We start from the raw sequence: 18008 nt of genomic DNA on the forward strand, positions 1-18008 counted from the left end.
GGTTTACATCGAAGAATACGGTACCTGAAATAGACTTATCACCGGCCTTAGGTTTTTCTGTAAAGCGGATCGCAGGGGTAGGATCTGTGCCCACCACGACTTTTGCGACATTGCTCACTACGCCTGCACCTATGCCGATATAACGATTGCCGGTTTGGTAAATCCCGCTTGGTGATTGCGTAATGGTGTAACCATCTGCATTTGATTCGATCAGGCCAGTAAAGCTGAACTCACCTTTGGCGTTGGTCATGGTGGTTGTATCAACAGCCTGACCAAACTTATCCATGCCTGTAATTGTGACCGTGATGTCTTTTAGTAGCGCGTCATTAGAATCGACTACGCCATCTTGGTTTACATCGAAGAATACGGTACCTGAAATAGATTTATCACCGGCTTTTGGTTTTTCAGTAAAGCGGATCGCAGGGGTAGGATCTGTGCCCACGACGACTTTTGCGACATTGCTTACCACACCCGAATCGCTACCAATATAGCGATTACCTGTTTGGTAAATTGAGCTTAGTGTTTGCGTGATGGTGTAGCCATCTGCATTTGATTCAATCAGGCCAGTAAAGCTGAACTCACCTTTGGCATTAGTCGTTGTTGCGGAATTTACTGCCTGACCAAACTTATCGGTACCTGTGATTGTGACCCTGATGTCTTTTAGTAGCGCATCATTTGAATCGACTACGCCATCTTGGTTTACATCGAAGAATACGGTACCTGAAATAGACTTATCACCGGCCTTAGGTTTTTCTGTAAAGCGGATCGCAGGGGTAGGATCTGTGCCCACCACGACTTTTGCGATATTGCTGATGACGCCGGCTTCAGTGCCAATATAACGATTACCCGTTTGGTAAATCCCGCTTGGTGTTTGCGTGATGGTGTAGCCATCTGCATTTGATTCAATCAGGCCAGTAAAACTGAACTCACCTGTGGCGTTGGTCATGGTGGTTGTATCAACAGCCTGACCAAACTTATCCATGCCTGTAATTGTGACTGCGATGTCTTTTAATAGCGCGTCATTGGAATCGACTACGCCATCTTGGTTTACATCGAAGAACACGGTACCTGAAACAGATTTATCACCGGCTTTTGGTTTTTCAGTAAAGCGGATTGCAGGGGGAGGATCTGTGCCCACCACGACTTTTGCGACATTGCTTACCACACCCGAATCGCTACCAATATAGCGATTACCCGTTTGGTAAGTGGCACTCGGTGTTTGCGTAATGGTGTAACCATCTGTATTTGATTCGATCAGGCCAGTAAAGCTGAACTCACCTTTGGCGTTGGTCATGGTGGTTGTATCAACAGCCTGACCAAACTTATCGGTACCTGTGATTGTGACTGTGATGTCTTTTAGTAGCGCGTCATTAGAATCAACTACGCCGTCCTGATCGACATCGAAGAACACGGTACCCGAAACAGATTTATCACCCGCTTTTGGTTTTTCTGTAAAGCGGATCGCAGGGGTTGGATCTGTGCCCACCACAACTTTTGCGATATTGCTGATGACGCCGGCTTCAGTGCCGATATAACGATTACCCGTTTGGTAAGTGGCACTCGGTGTTTGCGTGATGGTATAGCCATCTGCATTTGACTCCATCAGGCCTTCAAAGCTGAACTCACCTTTGGCGTTAGTCGTTGTTGTGGTATTTACTGTTTGACCAAACTTATCCGTACCCGTGATTGTGACTGGGATGTCTTTTAATCGCGCGTCATTAGAATCGACTACCCCATCTTGGTTTACATCGAAAAATACGGTACCTGAAATAGATTTATCACCGGCTTTTGGTTTTTCAGTAAAGCGGATCGCAGGGGTTGGATCTGTGCCCACCACGACTTTTGCGACATTGCTCACTACACCTGAATTGGTACCGATATAACGATTACCTGTTTGGTAAATCGAACTTGGTGTTTGCGTGATGGTGTAGCCATCTGCATTTGATTCAATCAGGCCAATAAAGCTGAACTCACCTTTGGCATTGCTCGTTACACTCTGGTTTACTGTCTGACCATGCTTATCCATGCCTGTAATTGTGACTGCGATGTCTTTTAATAGCACGTCATTAGAATCAACTACGCCGTCCTGATCGACATCGAAGAACACGGTACCCGAAATAGATTTATCACCCGCTTTTGGTTTTTCAGTAAAGCGGATCGCAGGGGTTAGATCTGTGCCCACCACAACTTTTGCGACATTGCTCACTACACCTGAATCGCTACCAATATAACGATTACCTGTTTGGTAAATCGAACTTGGTGTTTGCGTAATGGTGTAGCCATCTGCACTTGATTCAATCAGGCCAGTAAAGCTGAACTCACCTTTGGCGTTGGTCATGGTGGTTGTATCAACAGCCTGACCAAACTTATCCGTACCCGTGATTGTGACTGTGATGTCTTTTAGTAGCGCGTCATTAGAATCAACTACGCCGTCCTGATCGACATCGAAGAACACGGTACCCGAAACAGATTTATCACCCGCTTTTGGTTTTTCTGTAAAGCGGATCGCAGGGGTTGGATCTGTGCCCACCACAACTTTTGCGATATTGCTGATGACGCCGGCTTCAGTGCCGATATAACGATTACCCTTTTGGTAAGTGGCACTCGGTGTTTGCGTGATGGTATAGCCATCTGCATTTGACTCCATCAGGCCTTCAAAGCTGAACTCACCTTTGGCGTTAGTCGTTGTTGTGGTATTTACTGTTTGACCAAACTTATCCGTACCCGTGATTGTGACTGGGATGTCTTTTAGTAGCGCATCATTAGAATCGACTACCCCATCTTGGTTTACATCGAAAAATACGGTACCTGAAATAGATTTATCACCGGCTTTTGGTTTTTCAGTAAAGCGGATCGCAGGGGTTGGATCTGTGCCCACCACGACTTTTGCGACATTGCTCACTACACCTGAATTGGTACCGATATAACGATTACCTGTTTGGTAAATCGAACTTGGTGTTTGCGTGATGGTGTAGCCATCTGCATTTGATTCAATCAGGCCAATAAAGCTGAACTCACCTTTGGCATTGCTCGTTACACTCTGGTTTACTGCCTGACCATGCTTATCCATGCCTGTAATTGTGACTGCGATGTCTTTTAATAGCACGTCATTAGAATCAACTACGCCGTCCTGATCGACATCGAAGAACACGGTACCCGAAACAGATTTATCACCCGCTTTTGGTTTTTCAGTAAAGCGGATCGCAGGGGTTAGATCTGTGCCCACCACAACTTTTGCGACATTGCTCACTACACCTGAATCGCTACCAATATAACGATTACCTGTTTGATAAATCGAACTTGGTGTTTGCGTAATGGTGTAGCCATCTGCACTTGATTCAATCAGGCCAGTAAAGCTGAACTCACCCTTGGCGTTAGTCGTTGTTGTAGTATTTACTATTTGACCAAACTTATCCGTACCCGTGATTGTAACCGTGATGTCTTTTAGTAGCGCATCATTTGAATCGACCACGCCATCTTGGTTTACATCGAAAAATACGGTACCTGAAATAGATTTATCACCGGCTTTTGGTTTTTCGGTAAAGTGGATCGCAGGGGTTGGATCTGTGCCCACCACGACTTTTGCGACATTGCTCACTACACCCGAATCGCTACCAATATAGCGATTACCCGTTTGGTAAGTGGCACTCGGTGTTTGCGTAATGGTGTATCCACCTGCATTTGATCCAATCAGGCCAGTAAAGCTGAACTCACCCTTGGCATTGGTCGTTACACTCAGGTTTACTGCCTGACCAAACTTATCCGTACCCGTGATTGTGACCGTGATGTCCTTTAATAGCGCGTCATTAGAATCGACCACGCCGTCCTGATCGACATCGAAAAATACGGTACCTGACACAGATTTATCACCGGCTTTTGGTTTTTCAGTAAAGCGGATCGCTGGCGTTGGATCTGTGCCCACCACAACTTTTGCGACATTGCTCACTACACCTGAATCGCTACCGATATAACGATTACCTGTTTGGTAAATCCCGCTTGGTGATTGCGTAATGGTGTAGCCATCTGTATTTGATTCGATCAGGCCAGTAAAGCTGAACTCACCTTTGGCGTTGGTCATGGTGGTTGTATCAACAGCCTGACCAAACTTATCCATGCCTGTAATTGTGACTGTGATGTCTTTTAGTAGCGCATCATTTGAATCGACCACGCCATCTTGGTTTACATCGAAAAATATGGTACCTGACACAGATTTATCACCGGCTTTTGGTTTTTCAGTAAAGCGGATCGCAGGGGTTGGTTGTGTGCCCACAACCACTTTGGCGATATTGCTGATGACGCCGGCTTCAGTGCCAATATAACGATTACCCGTTTGGTAAATCCCGCTTGGTGTTTGCGTGATGGTATAGCCATCAGTATTTGATTCAATCAAACCGGTAAAGCTGAACTCACCTGTGGCGTTAGTCGTTGTTGTGGTATTTACTGTTTGACCAAACTTATCCGTACCCGTGATTGTGACTGTGATGTCTTTTAATAGCGCATCATTTGAATCGACTACGCCGTCCTGATCGACATCGAAGAACACGGTGCCCGAAACAGATTTATCACCGGCTTTTGGTTTTTCCGTAAAGCGGATCGCAGGGGTTGGATCTGTGTCCACCACGACTTTGGCGACATTGCTTACCACACCCGAATCGCTACCAATATAGCGATTACCCGTTTGGTAAGTGGCACTCGGTGTTTGCGTAATGGTGTAACCATTTGCATTTGATTCGATCAGGCCTGTAAAGCTGAACTCACCTTTGGCATTGGTCGTTACACTCTGATTTACTGCCTGACCATGCTTATCTGTACCTGTAATTGTTACAGTGATATCTTTTAATCGCGCGTCATTAGAATCGACTACGCCGTCCTGATCGACATCGAAGAACACTGTACCTGACACAGATTTATCACCGGCTTTTGGTTTTTCAGTAAAGCGGATCGCAGGGGTTGGATCTGTGCCCACCACGACTTTAGCGACATTACTCACTACACCTGAATTGGTACCGATATAACGATTACCTGTTTGGTAAGTGGCACTCGGTGTTTGCGTAATGGTGTAGCCATCTGCACTTGATTCAATCAGGCCAGTAAAGCTGAACTCACCCTTGGCGTTAGTCGTTGTTGTAGTATTTACTATTTGACCAAACTTATCCGTACCCGTGATTGTAACCGTGATGTCTTTTAGTAGCGCATCATTTGAATCGACTACACCATCCTGATCAACATCGAAGAACACGGTACCTGACACAGATTTATCACCCGCCTTTGGCTTTTCTGTAAAGCGGATCGCAGGGGTTGGCTCTGTGCCCACCACGACTTTGGCGACATTGCTTACCACACCTGAATCGCTACCAATATAGCGATTGCCGGTTTGGTAAGTGGCACTCGGTGTTTGCGTGATGGTATAGCCATCTGCATTTGACTCCATCAGGCCTTCAAAGCTGAACTCACCTTTGGCGTTAGTCGTTACACTCTGGTTTACTGCCTGACCATGCTTATCTGTACCCGTGATTGTAACCGTGATGTCTTTTAGTAGCGTGTCATTAGAATCGACTACGCCGTCCTGATCGACATCGAAGAACACGGTACCTGAAATAGACTTATCACCGGCTTTTGGCTTTTCAGTAAAGCGGATCGCAGGGGTTGGTTGTGTGCCCACAACCACTTTTGCGATATTGCTGATGACGCCGGCTTCAGTGCCAATATAACGATTACCCGTTTGGTAAATCCCGCTTGGTGTTTGCGTGATGGTATAGCCATCAGTATTTGATTCAATCAGGCCTTCAAAGCTGAACTCACCTTTGGCGTTAGTCGTTGTTGTAGTATTTACTGTTTGACCAAACTTATCCGTACCCGTGATTGTGACTGTGATGTCTTTTAATAGCGTGTCATTAGAATCGACTACGCCGTCCTGATCGACATCGAAGAACACGGTACCTGAAATAGACTTATCACCGGCTTTTGGCTTTTCAGTAAAGCGGATCGCAGGGGTTGGTTGTGTGCCCACAACCACTTTTGCGATATTGCTGATGACGCCGGCTTCAGTGCCAATATAACGATTACCCGTTTGGTAAATCCCGCTTGGTGTTTGCGTGATGGTATAGCCATCAGTATTTGATTCAATCAAACCGGTAAAGCTGAACTCACCTGTGGCGTTAGTCGTTGTTGTGGTATTTACTGTTTGACCAAACTTATCCGTACCCGTGATTGTGACTGTGATGTCTTTTAATAGCGCATCATTTGAATCGACTACACCATCCTGATCGACATCGAAAAATACGGTACCTGAAATAGACTTATCACCCGCTTTTGGTTTTTCAGTAAAGCGGATCGCAGAGGTTGGTTCTGTACCCACAACCACTTTTGCGATATTGCTTACCACACCCGAATCGCTACCAATATAACGATTGCCCGTTTGGTAAGTGGCGCTTGGTGTTTGTGTAATGGTATATCCGTCAGCATTAGACTCGATTAAACCAGTAAAGCTAAACTCACCGTTAGCATTGGTCGTTACACTCTGATTTACTGCCTGACCAAACTTGTCCGTGCCCGTGATTGTGACTGTAATGTCTTTTAATAGCGCGTCATTTGAATCGACTACACCGTCCTGATCGACATCGAAGAACACGGTACCCGAAACAGATTTATCACCCGCTTTTGGTTTTTCAGTAAAGCGGATCGCAGAGGTTGGATCTGTGCCCACCACGACTTTGGCGACATTACTCACTAAACCTGCACCTGTGCCAATATAGCGATTACCCGTTTGGTAAGTGGCACTCGGTGTTTGCGTAATGATATAGCCATCTACGTTTGACTCCATCAGGCCAGTAAAGCTGAACTCACCGTTGGTATTGGTCGTTGTTGTAGCATTAACAGCCTGACCAAACTTGTCCGTACCCGTGATTGTCACCGTGATGTCTTTTAGTAGCGCATCATTTGAATCGACTACACCATCCTGATCCACATCGAAGAACACAGTACCCGAAACAGATTTATCACCGGCTTTTGGTTTTTCTGTAAAGCGGACCGCTGGGGTTGGATCTGTGCCTATAACCACTTTGGCGACATTACTTACCACACCTGAATTGCTACCAATATAGCGATTGCCGGTTTGGTAAATCGAACTTGGTGTTTGCGTGATGGTGTAGCCATCTACGTTTGACTCCATCAGGCCAGTAAAGCTGAACTCACCTTTGACGTTGGTCATGGTGGTTGTATCAACAGCCTGACCAAACTTATCCGTACCCGTGATTGTGACTGTGATGTCTTTTAGTAACGCGTCATTGGCGTCAACAACGCCATCTTGGTTTACATCGAAAAATACGGTACCTGAAACAGACTTATCACCTATCACAAGCTCTGCAAATGAGTGTCCTTGGGAGGCAGAACCAGATGCAAGTACAATATTGGTTATTACGTCGGTACCTTGACTATTTGCAAGCACACTGCCAGATTTCGCCTCTTTACCATCTCTGTAGCTATTCAAAGCTGCCTGAGTAGGCTGTGTCAGTTTATAGGTACCAGACACTAAATCGTAAAATACAAATTGACCATTTGCATCTGTTGATACACGCTGTTGAGCAATAGTTTGCCCACCAGCAGTCACACCGTCCAACAATATCTCTATACCAGATAGTGATGAATCGACGTTACTGTCGAAAAGGCCATTGTTCACTGCATCGACAAATACATACCCCGATATCAAACCTTGAATAACTTCTGTTGAAGACGTTGCTTTGTTGTTTAGCTTATTTGTATCAAAGCCTTGCGTTTCTACCCAGGCTTCATTGACCACAAGATTGTTGCTCGGTAGCGCATTGAGTGTAACCGGAATACTGATCTGTACAGTTTCATTCATTTGAATAAGCGGAATATTACAACGAATAAAATCAGTAAGCGCACCAGTACTTGGAGAGTTTGCTCGAGAATTTGTACAACTGCCTGATGAGGTAATCGCATTACCTGCCACGCTCAAATAACTTGGTAAATAATCGTAAAGTACGTTGTCAGCGCTGTCACCAGGACCGGCATTAGTTAGCGTAAATTGATAATTAAACTGGCTGCCCAAAGCGACTTTATTCAACGACGCAGTTTTAGTCAGTGCTAAGTCCACAGCTATACGAATAGATGTTTTTTCACTTTCGTCATTGTTTGCCGTAATAAGGTCTTTTTCATTCGAAAAAATAGAGGCACTGGTCGTTGCGACTTCGCCAGTGGTTGAGGGGCGTGATAAGATCTTAAAGAACATATAGCGAGTATAAATTGCTGACTGGCCGCCAGTATTCTCAAGTAACTCATTTTCAGCTAATGATGAACTGCTATTTTCTGGGCCTAAACAGTTAAAGGTCGTTTCGTTGTTAAAAGTCAAGTTTTGATTGCCGCAACGCGCCGTAGCTGCACTACAAGTTGCATTGGAGCTACTGTCACACAAAAACTGTAACTGCTTTGAGCTATTAGCTGGCGATATAGTAAAATTGTAACCAACACCACTGGCCACCGAAGTTTCACCGTTATTATCCGTCAAATATTCCAGATCGACTTTATAAACCACCACATTGTCCAGCGTTGCTGGAAATGAGCCCGGTGTAGGATACCAAGCTAACGGATCACTAATATCATTGTTTTCAATTTTCAGGTTGGCTTCGCGTATTTGTACGGTTAAAGACTTGTTGAAGCTATTATTGGCAGCGTCACTATCCAATGACATATTAGAGGCGGATAATCTGCTTGTACTTTCTAACACCCAATCTTGACGATCAGATGCACTTTTGGGACGAATTTGAATGGTAACACTTTGTACTTCATTGCTGTCTAGCGACCCAATACTGCAGCGCAGAGTCTTAGTCACCTCGGTGTAAGAACAAATATTACTTTGCCCTGCCCGAGAAAAACTATTACTTACATATTGATATTCTTTGCCTGTCGGCACATTAAAAGTATGCTCTAACACCACATTAGTCGCTGCAACCGCACCTATATTAGCAACATGGATCGTCTGTAGGGCAATATCACCGCTTAAGACCGTTGGCTTCGCATACACAACATTCGTCACGGCCAAATCAAATAAAGACTGTACCGCCGTAGTCGCACTAGCCAAGTTATTTGCTGTATTCGGATCTATATGTGTATTTGATGACACTTGTACTGAGTTGATAACTTGCCCATTTGTCGTCACAAAAGGCCGAGCCACTGTCAGAGGGATAGTCACACTGTCATTGAGAGCAAATATTTGGCCTGTATCTAAGCGACAAGTGATCGCAGTTTGTGTCTTTTCGTACTCACCGGTATCGGCTCTAGTACATGAAAAGCGTGCACCGAGCGCACTATTTACAGATGATGGGAATGTGATCCCTGTTTCTTTATGCCCTTCGCGTGATTTAAATGTCGCATTGAAAGTATCAACAATAATGAGTGAATCCGCGTCTACGCCAACAATGTTAGAACCCGATAAGTTAGTGGCAGTGATCTGGTAGCCAATCTCATTTTGAGAAGTCGTAATACTGCTCGCATTCGCCACTTTTTGAATACTTAAATCAGCACTCAATGCACTTTTAATGGTCGCAGATGCAGAGGCTTCCCCAGGTGCACCACCGGTATCAGTAACAGTCGCAGTATTTTTTAAATCCCCTACAGATGTCGCTCGAGTTGTGATAGTCAAGGTTGGTGCAGTCCCAGACAAAGCAATGCGGCTTGCATCTGCATTTTGATATAAACAAGTTACCTTGCCACCGCTACCATCCGCTAATTGCTCTGCGGCACTACAAGACCAGTTTGTGCCATAGCTCCCATTCGCGACAAACGTTTCTCCACTTGGCAGAGCATCAACCACGGTAACCTTGCCAAGCGTTGTCCCGTTGCCCGTATTTGAAACAACGATGCGATTTAAAATGTCACCAGCTTGTTCAACTATACTTGTGCTGGCTGTCGTTGATGCTGATTTCGTTTTTGTAATATTGAGCAGCACCGGGTTCCTTGGATGTAAACCCCACCCTTCATAATTAGCAGTGTAATCAACCCCACCTGCCGTCATAGTTACAGTGTTTTTAGGTCGATAGTTACTCTCTGTACCCGTATATATCGGCGAACGCGCTCTTATTAATATCTCAACGGTTTCATTTGCGCCAACTTCAGAGCCGGTACAAGTCACCACTGTGTTTGTGATCTCACACCAATCAGCAACAGTTTGCCAAGCGCCATTACTATATTTACGTGTTGCAGTAGAAAGAGGGGTGTAGCCAGATGTATTGGCAAAGTTATCCACCACCTTGACTCCCTTTGCAGCCCCCCCTCCCGAATTCACTATTTTGATAAAGAAGTAAAACTCTTTATTCATATAGTTAATATTAGAATCCCAATTCAGATCAGAAGACTTGGTGATGCTAAGATCAGGAGCAACATCCAAAATTGCAATACTGGCACTATCACTACTTGATTCTCGCCCACCATGCGCAACACTCGCCCAATTGACAGCGCTTTGACTAACCGCTTTTGCCTTTGCTTTAACATTGACTTGCCATGTTTGCGATTTAGCGAAACTGCTTGAGATAGGTGTACAGTCAATTCTTTGCGTATTACCTGCATTCAAAGCACAATTAAAATGGTTAGAGCTGTAACCCACATAGCTCAGTGAATCCGGTAATGTATCTATCAACGACTCAATGGTTGTCGCCTCTGATGTATTTGTAACTGTGATTTTGAACTCTATTTCATCGTCAACATAATAAGTACTGCCATTTAGTGCTGTTTTGTTGACTGAGACAAATGAGGTTTGAGCAATACTGGTTTTAACGCTAGCACTTGCCTGATTATTAGTAGAGTTTAAATCTAATAAATCGGAACTCACCTGCGCTGTGGTTGAAAATGTCGCCTCCGATGTTGGCGCATTTGCATATATTCTGATTACAGCGCTGTCATTTTTCACCATAGTATTTGTAGATTGGCAAGCGACTACGAGCGTATTGATATTACATGACCAACCAGAAGGTGATTGCACTGTGATATTACTCATACCACTGGCTAACGTCGTACTCATATAAGCTGGTGTCACTGAGCTTGGCCCCAAATGTGTCACCGTGACATCATAGTAATGACGTTCATTGATCTGTATATTTAAAGGTCCATACCAAGAAGGTGTTCCATTGGTTTTATACTGCTTTATCGCAACACCTAAATCAGCATTTGGATTAATAGTTGTATTCACAGACGCTTGATCATTTGAGGCATCTATTTCCGCCGTATCACTGCTGATACTGCTGCTGGCTGTAACGGTCCCACTACTTACCTGACTTACACGAGCTTGAATATTTAATGTTGATGATGCACCTGAATTAAAAGTGGCAATTGTACACGTTAGCGTTTGACTGCCAGCACAGCGCCAACCATCGAAATCTACAGTGCTGGCGTTTTCCCACGACGTGAAACTCGGTAGGTTAAGTTTAACTACTGCGTTTGCCGCTGCATCAGGTCCATTATTTTTCACACTGATTTGGTAAGTAAAAACAGTATTTAAATTTACTGAAGTAGGGTTAGCTGTTAGTGAGGTAATGGCTAAATCTACACCCGCAATAATTGAAGTATTCTGAGTTTCAGTATTGTTAAGTAATTTATTGCTCGATTCATTGTCTGCACTAATACGCACACTCGGCTCTATTGTATCGCCAGTCTGAGCCGATGTTTTGATCGTCACTTGCAATGAATCGCTCACTCGCCCTGATAATTGACCAATGAGGCACGTTAACTTACTTTTGGTGGTACCGCTTTCTTGATAACTGGATTGAGTACACGGCTTTGAGCTAGACACAAAGCTTGTGGTTTGCGGTAAAAAAAATTCAACGGCAACATTGTTGGCAGTATCTTCTTCAGAGTTGGTAAACTCGAGGTTATAACGTACATCTCCCCCTCTCGGGACTGTTGTATCTAAATCTTCAAATGTGGAAATTTGCAGGTCAACGGCAAACGCAACGCTTGTGTACAACAGAATAAATAATGAGAATAACGAAAATAAAAGCTTCTTCAATTTCAATAACCCGAACAATAAAGCAACAAACAACCCGTTCCCAAAACAATACTAATAAAAACGGATGAGAATTTTATTGAATCTGGTTACTGTAATCCAGTGTAATTTCCCTCAAATAACAACATTTGTAAACAGGATTTGCACCTATATAAGGTAAAATAAACCCTTTACAACTAAAAAAATAAATTATTGCAATGCTTTTGAATGATAATCAGATAAACAACGCGCACTGTGCTTCGCTAAACTATGTAGTGCTTGCCAATCTGCATTTAATGAATCAAACATCGACAACCGAACATCTTGGAGCGCAATGTGAAGAACACACATACCAAGTGCACCTGCTTCTTCTTCCAATTGAATCAATTTTTCTTCCAACGCTTCAAATGCCTGTATATCTGCTAAACCGCGTAGCTGGGCGAACTCATAATCTAACCTATCACTTAAATACATGAGTTTGGCACTTAGCACCTGTGGACTCATCGTATTGACAAGCTCATCAATGACCGAGTAATCCAACATGCTTTTTTCTGCCAGAAAGTGTCTCGCTGGCATTAACAATTGAGCAAGCAGCTTCTCTAGCAACTTCTGCTGGATGGGTTTTGCCATAAAGTGCTCTATTCCAGCAATACGATAAGCTTGCTGGGACTGCTCATCAACATCCCCCGTGATAGCGACCACGACAGGAGCCTGCTTAAAATCAAAACTCTTAAATACACGCCGATACCAGTCTAATCCGTGGCCATCTGTTAAATGCATGTCCAAGAAAATAACATCAAATTGAGCGCGATTAAGCGCAGCTTCTGCGGCAGATAAAGTAGCGGCAATTTCATAGTTTAACCCCAATGAAGACAGTAAATGTTTCAGAATTTCCTGATTCAGCTGGTTGTCTTCAATAATCAAAATATCCCCACACAACTGAGAAACAGCTTGTGGCTGATAGGAGTTTGTCTGCTCTTGTCGGTTCGTGACGATGGCTTCTGATAGTTCTATATCAAAGTAAAATGAACTACCGCGTCCTAATTCGCTGACAACATGTAATTTAGTTTTTAAAACTTCAAGTATTTGCTGGCATAACACTAATCCTACCCCCGCACTGTGCGCAATAGAACGAGCAGGATCAGAAGAAGTAAAAGGTTTAAATAGCAGCTCTATTTGCTCTGCGGTCATGCCTGCGCCGGTGTCTTTCACTTCAAACCGAACTGTTTCAGCTTGGTGCGTTAGGCTTTGCTGGGTAATAGATAAAGTAATGCTGCCGCTTTGAGTGTATTTAATGGCATTGGACAATAAGTTTTTAACCACCAAACCAATACTATCTTGATCGATCAGATATTCTTTGTCACAGGCAATCCCAGTCAACTGAGTGCGCAGCTCAACTCCCTTTTCTTGCAACAGAGGCTTAAACTGCCCGATGAGCAAATCGGCGAATTGAGACAAGTTTACAGGTACCTGCGTTGACGATTTGCCACGTGCATTTAGCAGCACTTGGTTTGCTAAATCGGCCAAAGACATCGCCGTGGAAATAATGACATCGCAATACTGTTGATATTTTAACGGTTCTCTAGGTGCCTTTTTAATTAACTCAGCATGACCAACAATGGCATTGAGTGGCGTTCTCAGCTCATGACTCAAAAGAGTTAAAAAACGCTCTTTTTTCTGTGATTCACGTTTGGCATTTCGAGTTAGCTCTGCCAGTTGCTGCTCTTTGCGACAACTGCACAGCAAACACAGTGAAAAGCACAAAATCAGCGGCATGACGATCACCGATAAAGAAAAAAACTGATTAACCCAGTTGTTGGTTCCCAATGTATCGCTATGTTCATAACTACCGAGCATGCTCAATCGCAATGTAAACACACTTAGTAGACAGAAGCAGGCAATCGCAAATGTCCAATGCGCAGGAGAAAAAGAAGAGATGCGTTTATTTTGGCCTAAAAATAATGCTCTAAGGCATAGCCCCATTGCCAATAGCCAAACCATATAATTGACAATGACACGTATTAAGAAGCTCGGCTCAACAAAAGTAAAATAGATGAAACTGGGGAAAAATATAGCTGCTAACACATACCAAGGAAGTTGGTGTGTTTGCACAGAAAAAAACCGTTCCACACCTCTTGTCAGCATAAATAACCCAACAAGTATCAAGGTGTTGGGAACCATAATTGACCAAATAGGCGACAGCGACAATGATGCTTGAAACATACATGCAATTGCGGCGCAAAACACAAACCCAAACCATAGGCGCGTGCCTGCGATGTGTTTGTGGATCAGCCAGTTAACCATCATAAACACCGCACAAACACAGGTTGTCAGCGCTAAAATTTGTAATAGTAGTTTCGGATCGCCCATGGATGATTAGTTACATTATTTTAATTAATTACTAGTATTATATTACTAATAAAAACCACTAATAAAGAGTAAACTACCATTTTTAGGGGTTAAATTGATTTACAACCAACCCTTTTGTCTAGCAATACGCGCCGCATCAACACGGTTTGTCGCATTCAATTTGGCGATTGCATCTGATAAATAGTTTCTGACCGTACCTTCACTTAAAAATAGGGCTTCAGCTATTTGCCGAGTTTTCAGTCCTTCACTAGCCAACCTCAAGGCTTTACGTTCTTTATCTGATAGCGGATCACTGTCATCCAGTGCATTCATAGCAAGTTCTGGATCTATGACTTTTTGCCCTACAGATATTTTCTTCAGCGCGTTGACCAAATAATCACTGGGTGCTTCTTTGAGAATAAACCCTTTTACATCAGCAGCCATAGCCCGTCTAATATAACCTGCGCGGGAAAAAGTGGTCATAATAACCACTTTTACTCTCGGGTACTTCTCCTGAATAACCTGCGCTAATTCCAGCCCAGTTACATTTGGCATTTCGATGTCGCTAAGCACAATATCAGGCTCGTTATTAGCTAAATACTCAAGAGCTTGCTGGCCATCTTCTGCTTGGCCCACCACCTCTAGATTAGCCTCCAAACTCAACAAGGCCGAAATTGCGTTTCGCACCAACGCTTGATCTTCCACAACTAAAATTTTCATTTCGTATCCTTATATGGGTAGTTTTGCCACCAGCTTGCAACCATGCTTTGTTGACCACTTCATGCTACCACCAAGTTCTTCTACTCTCGATTTGATACCGAGCAAGCCATTACCCCAAACAACATCACCTACCACGCCATCATCTTGAAAAGTCAGAATGTGGTAGTTACGTTCCCCTTTCAAAGATATATGCATATGCTTGGCACTACTGTGTTTTATTACATTGGTGATGGCCTCTTTGGCAACAAAGCAAAAACAACTTTCTTTTTCAGCAGTAACTGGACCACATTCAACAACTTTATGCACCTGAACGCCTTTATCTTGTAAACGAGATGCCATCACTTCGAGTTGGGCAGCCAATCCCAGCTGTTTCATGCCAGAAACAGCCTCACGCACCTCTGATAATGCAGTGCGAGCCAGCATCGCCACTTCTTGTGTTTCATCCTGGGCTTTTTCTAACATGCCAGCGGCCATAAATTTTCCAGCCAATTCTGATTTAAGTGAGATAGAGCTTAATGAATGCCCAAGTAAATCGTGTAAGTCACGCGCAATGCGTTCACGCTCAGCTATTTTTGCCAATTGCTGGATCTGTTCTTTATTTTTACGAGTTTCGTTGCTATGAATACGGTCTTTATATTCCACCACGCCAAAGCTAAATAACCCTAATGAAACAACAAGCGCAGGGCCAACAAAATAAGGCCAGCCATGAGGGTCAATAAATAACACTGTGACGACTGTAATCATCATCATCTGGAGCAACAGCATTAACCAGCGGGCAGGACCTATAAAACAAAATCCTAAAAAGTAACCTATATAGCCAAATAATGTGCTTGTCCCAGGAGTTAGCGTTGTTACAAAAATGCAGATTGCCGCCATCAGTGCAATCAAACCAAGTACGTCTTTCGCAGGACAATGCAAAGCTTTGCGGTACAAATATACAAAACCTAAATAGGCTAAAACTTGTATACTCACTTCAGTTTGCGTATATGAATCAAAGCTCCTAATTAATGGAAAAAAATAAAATACTGAAAAAAACAAATGCCCATAATTAGCAAAAAAATGCTTGCCATGCATAGCTAATTGCATTGTATGCGTTGAATTACCAAACCTAAATCTCATCAAAGCCGCTTATTAAGGTATATAGATTGATAGTTTTAATTTAACATGCTTGTGCACAATCTATCAGTGACAAGTGTCACTTAGTTCTTCCAAAAAAAAATGACAATCAATGAAGGCGCTACAAAAACTATGCAACAACATCAATCAGCGTTAATAAATTTACACCTCGCTGTTTTCCTATTTGGAGGCACAGCGCTTTTCTCCAAACTAATTGCATTGCCAGCATTAGACATTACGGTCTATCGCACTGCTATCGCCTTTTTTACCTTGATAGTCATTCTAAAAGTACAAAGTAAGCAATTGAGACTCAATCAATTAAAAGATTATTTCATTGCTGTAGGGTTAGGTGTCATTGTTGGTATTCATTGGGTAACTTATTTTTCTGCGATGCAAATGGCAGGAATAGCAACCGGTATCATTGCATTTTTTACTTACCCTGTTATCACCGTATTGTTGGAGCCACTGTTTAGTAAAACGCATATTAAATTTACAGATTTATTTAATGCCGTGGTCGTGATTTTTGGTATCTATCTGATGATGCCAAATGCAAATTTAGGCGATCAAGTCACTTTGGGTATATTAACTGGTGTTTTATCTGGTGCCTTTTTTGCTACGCGCAACCTATTACAAAAGAAATACTTCTCTCAATATGGTGGCTCGCACACTATGCTCTATCAGACTTTAACTGCTGCGGTTATTTTGTCCATATTTGTTGACAACCCTCCTAGCACCTTACCATTGCAAGATATTTACTACCTGCTCTTAGCTGGCATGGTTTTTACAGCCATCCCGCATTCATTCTTTGCAAGTAGCTTGCGTCATTTAAGTGCTACCACTGTCGGTCTAATTTCCTGCTTACAACCCTTGTATGGCACCGTATTGGCTTATATGCTGTTATCTGAGACAACAAATATGACAACACTTATTGGCGGCGTGTTAGTTGTGAGTGCTGCCTGTTTTGAAACTTGGTCAATAACAAGGAAAAAATGATGATCCAAGTCTTTGCACACCGTGGAGCCAGCGGTATGCATCCTGAAAACTCGCTAAGTGCAATTAGCGCAGCTTTGGAAGTGGATGTAAATGGCATTGAGCTTGATGTACAGAGTTGTCGTGATGATTATGCCATCATCCACGATACTTGGTTAGATCGTACTACAAGTGGAAAAGGTATGGTGAGAGATGCCACTAGAGAAGCATTAAACAAACTCGATGCAGGTAATGGAGAGGGGATCCCAACTCTACAGGATGTGTTCGATTTAGTCGGCAAAAAAGCAACCATAAACCTTGAATTAAAACATACATACAGCCTAGATAAGTTTGTGCAATATATTGAGAAAAACGTGCAAGCTGGCACCATAGAGCGATCACAGCTCATACTTTCTTCATTTGATCACCACCAGCTTGTATGGCTAAAACAGAAAATGCCTTGGGTAAAAATTGGTGCACTCACCGCATCTATCCCACTGCACTATGCTGAATTTGCAGAACGCTTGCACGCATATAGCATTCACATTGATAAAAACTTTATTAATCATGAGTTTGTAAAGGATGCTAAACAGCGAGGGCTGTTTGTTTATAGCTATACTGTAGATAAACAACAGGACATTGAACAGGTATTAGATATGGGTGTTGATGGCATCTTCAGTAACTACCCTTGTTACGCAAAAATGGTCGTCAACCAATGGCTAAACAGATAATGTATTTTGGTTGTGAAGCGAGCTACGCCATAAACCTAAAATAGCATTTGCTTGGGAAGCAAGCCTCTCCAAGTTTAAATAATTCTGTTAAGTGGTATATTTTAATAACACTGACTGTGAATATCTGG

Annotated in this window: 6 protein-coding genes; 2 read left to right on the forward strand and 4 right to left on the reverse strand. The window is 43.2% G+C overall.

Annotated features, from left to right (window positions below):
• From QNM18_RS27105 to QNM18_RS27120, 4 genes are all read right to left on the reverse strand, one after another.
• Positions 1 to 12019, reverse strand: a 12019-nt coding sequence (locus QNM18_RS27105; protein WP_284138938.1) for an SdrD B-like domain-containing protein, incomplete at its 3' end; no start/stop codon positions are given.
• 186 nt (positions 12020 to 12205) lie between these two features.
• A complete protein-coding gene (locus tag QNM18_RS27110) occupies positions 12206 to 14302 on the reverse strand; it encodes an ATP-binding response regulator (protein ID WP_284138939.1) in 2097 nt (698 codons plus the stop codon).
• Between the two features lie 162 nt (positions 14303 to 14464).
• The gene (locus tag QNM18_RS27115) at positions 14465 to 15064 is read right to left on the reverse strand and encodes a response regulator transcription factor (RefSeq protein WP_211013554.1); all 600 of its coding nucleotides are present in this window, start codon (positions 15062 to 15064) and stop codon (positions 14465 to 14467) included.
• A gap of 9 nt (positions 15065 to 15073) precedes the next feature.
• A complete protein-coding gene (locus QNM18_RS27120) occupies positions 15074 to 16036 on the reverse strand; it encodes a sensor histidine kinase (RefSeq protein ID WP_284138940.1) in 963 nt (320 codons plus the stop codon).
• Positions 16037 to 16312: 276 nt separating this feature from the next.
• On the opposite strand from QNM18_RS27120, the gene QNM18_RS27125 reads away from it, so the two are divergent.
• Complete coding sequence (locus QNM18_RS27125) at positions 16313 to 17173, forward strand: DMT family transporter (protein ID WP_211013552.1); 861 nt, start codon at positions 16313 to 16315, stop codon at positions 17171 to 17173.
• Complete coding sequence (locus QNM18_RS27130) at positions 17173 to 17880, forward strand: glycerophosphodiester phosphodiesterase (RefSeq protein WP_284138946.1); 708 nt, start codon at positions 17173 to 17175, stop codon at positions 17878 to 17880. The genes QNM18_RS27125 and QNM18_RS27130 overlap by 1 nt, the downstream gene beginning before the upstream one ends.
• Positions 17881 to 18008: the final 128 nt, after the last annotated feature.

This window comes from Pseudoalteromonas obscura (assembly GCF_030135505.1).
Lineage (GTDB): Bacteria > Pseudomonadota > Gammaproteobacteria > Enterobacterales > Alteromonadaceae > Pseudoalteromonas > Pseudoalteromonas obscura.